The sequence below is a fragment of the Paraburkholderia suaedae genome, from assembly GCF_040812055.1.
Classification (GTDB): Bacteria; Pseudomonadota; Gammaproteobacteria; order Burkholderiales; family Burkholderiaceae; genus Paraburkholderia.
Map to the genome: position 1 here is coordinate 1 of NZ_JBFOAH010000085.1, position 2,695 is coordinate 2,695.

The 2,695-nt window shown below is 61.5% G+C and carries 3 protein-coding genes; all 3 read left to right on the plus strand.

Translation table 11 applies throughout. The features are described 5' to 3' along the window. The first annotated feature begins 85 nt into the window (after positions 1–85). The 3 genes from tnpA (at position 86) to tnpC (ending at position 2,589) form a co-directional block, all read left to right on the plus strand. Positions 86–550: an IS66-like element accessory protein TnpA gene (tnpA, locus tag ABQJ48_RS37545; protein WP_367842899.1), complete on the plus strand. Its 465-nt coding sequence runs from the start codon at positions 86–88 to the stop codon at positions 548–550. Then, on the plus strand, positions 550–903 hold the full coding sequence (gene tnpB / locus ABQJ48_RS37550; protein WP_367842900.1) for an IS66 family insertion sequence element accessory protein TnpB: 354 nt from the start codon (positions 550–552) through the stop codon (positions 901–903). Before tnpA ends, tnpB begins: the two co-directional genes overlap by 1 nt. Before the next feature lie 90 nt (positions 904–993). Next, entirely contained in the window at positions 994–2,589 is a 1,596-nt protein-coding gene (gene tnpC, locus ABQJ48_RS37555; protein WP_367842901.1) for an IS66 family transposase, read from the plus strand. Positions 2,590–2,695 lie beyond the last annotated feature (106 nt).

Consider the following 2,695-nt stretch of genomic DNA (forward strand, 5'->3'; position numbering starts at 1 on the left):
GTAAGCGCGCGATTTCGCACACCTAGCGTCCATTATTGAGAAGGCTCACGATTGCGTCCGCAACCCAACTTTGCGGACGCAATCCATGACAGAAGATGACCTGAGTTTTTTGCCTTTGCGCGTGACGCGTGTTGGTGTCGGCGGCAAGCGAAGCTTCGACCCGGCGGGCAAACGACGACTGGTCGAAGCGTGTATGCGGCCCGGCGCGTCGCTATCGGGCCTCGCGCTTAAGGCTGGCGTGAACGCCAACCAGTTGCATAAATGGGTTCAGGCGCGTGAACAGGACCGGCCCCCGATCAGGCACGACGTGTCGGTCGCATCGTCAGCGTTTGTCCCGGTCGTCGCGATCGACGAGCCGACAACAGTCATGGCATCCGCACCCGCGCCGCACCGCGCCACCAGAGCGGAATCATCCTGCGTTTCGCCACGGTCACCACGACTGGCACGGCTATCGGCTCACCTGCCCAACGGCGTGAAGCTTGAGCTCGAATGTTCAGCAGACGACGCGGCAATCGTCAATGCGATGGTCGCCGCATTGGGAGTGCGCTGATGTTCCGGTTCGAGGCCGATCTGGCGGTCTTCCTGCATCGCGAACCGATCGACTTCCGGGCCGGCATCAATAGCCTCGTGACACTCGTCGAACAGTCCATGCAACTCGATCCGTTTGCTCGCGCCGTGTTCGCCTTCCACAACCGCAAACGCAACCGGGTCAAACTGCTGTTCTACGAACGCAACGGTTTCTGGATGATGTTGAGACGCCTCGAGGAAGACCACTTCGTATGGCCACGCCGGCAGCAGACCGTCGTCGAGCTGACGAGCGAGCAGTTGCACTGGCTCCTGGATGGCATCGACATTGAGGCTGTGCGCCGCCACCCGGTACGGTCATACCATCACGCCAGCTGAGCATCGGGCGTCGCACGTCAGCAACAACTGGCCGGCCTGTTACAAATTCCCGTAAACCCACCGCGCGCGACACTTCGCTATCGTGGTGGCATGAACGAGGACGACTTCTCCCGATTGCCACCGGCCGCCCAGGCCTATATCCGTGAACTCGAGACACGCAACCGGCAACTGGGCGAACGGATTACCCAGCTCGAAGAGCAGTTTCGCCTCGCGCAGAGCAGGCGATTCGCCCCGAGTAGTGAGAAGCTCAAGGATCGCGTCTTCGACGAGGCCGAACAGATCGCCGGCACCGAGGCCGACGACGTGGACGCCGGCGGCACCGACGACGCGTTTGTGCTCCCTGACACGGGTCTGCCGGATCCGCCGACACCCACGAGAAGCAAACCGGGACGTAAGCCGTTACCGGCGCACCTGCCGCGTCAGCGCATTGAATACGACCTGCCCGAAAGCGGGAAGGTATGTCCGTGCTGCGCGCACGCACTGCACCGCATGGGCGAAGAGATCAGCGAACAGTTGCATATCGAAGTAAAGGCATCGGTGCTTCAGCACGTGCGCTTCAAATACGCGTGTCGCCGCTGCGAGCGTCACGCGGAGCGCACGCCGGTGATCACTGCACCGATGCCCGTCCAGCCGTTGCCGGGCAGCAATGCCAGTGCGGCGATGATCGCCACGGTCACGGCGGGCAAATACGTCGACGGAACGCCGCTATACCGGATGGCCCATGCGCTGGCACGCGCGGACATTGAAGTCGGACGCGGCACGCTGGCGAACTGGATCATCCGGCCTGCCGAGTTGCACTACAGCCGTCTGTATAAGGCGCTGCGCACAACGCTGCTGTCGCAACAGCTGATTCACGGCGACGAGACAACGGTACAGGTGCTCAAGGAGCCGGGCAAAGCCGCCCAGAGCACCTCGTATATGTGGGTGTACCGCAGTGCCGAAGACTGCCCTGAGCCCGTCGTGCTGTTCGACTACCAGCCGGGACGCGGGCAGGACCATCCCCGGACGTTCCTCGCCGGCTACAAAGGTCTGCTGATGACCGATGGATATGCCGCATGGCGCACGCTCGAAGGCCCGACGCACTTTGGTTGCCTGGCCCACGCGCGGCGCGCCTTTGTGGATGCTCTTAAGGGCATGAAGAAACCAGGCGGTCGTGCCGCACACGGGCTGGAATACTTCAAGGCGCTCTACCAGGTAGAAACACTCGCAAAAGGTGATCTGCCTGAAGGCGAGACGCGCGTCGACTACACGTTCGGGCTGCGCCAGCAACACAGCGTGCCGCTGCTCGAGTCGTTGCGGAAATGGCTCGATGAACAGGCACCGCAAATCCTTCCAGAGAGCCTGCTGGGCAAGGCGATCTCTTATACGCGCAACCAGTGGACCTACCTCAGCCGCTACGTGAACGACGGGCGCGCGCCAATCGACAACAACGTCATCGAGCGCGACATCCGGCCATTCTGCACCGGCAGATCCTCGTGGCTGTTCAGTGACACCGTTGCTGGTGCGAAGGCCAGTGCAATGATCTACAGCTTGATGCTCACGTGCCGGGCGTGCAACGTCGAACCTTATGCATATCTCGTACGGGTACTCGGCGAATTACCGCAACGCGCACCAGATGCCGATATCACTGACCTGCTGCCGTTCAACTTCTGGAAGCCTACGGATTCAGCGCGTGAAATCGCTTGATCCAACAACCGTATTAACACGACTCGCGCCGATTACCGCGACGCGGTAAGCGCAGATCTATCGCCACGCAACTTTACCGGTCCCGTGTGCCAAATTGAGCGCTTAC

Bases quoted from the DNA above. Each gene is read 5' to 3' on its own strand.
- tnpB (WP_367842900.1), top strand. From the start codon at position 550: ATGTTCCGGTTCGAGGCCGATCTGGCGGTCTTCCTGCATCGCGAACCG.
- tnpC (WP_367842901.1), top strand. From the start codon at position 994: ATGAACGAGGACGACTTCTCCCGATTGCCACCGGCCGCCCAGGCCTAT.
- tnpA (WP_367842899.1), top strand. From the start codon at position 86: ATGACAGAAGATGACCTGAGTTTTTTGCCTTTGCGCGTGACGCGTGTT.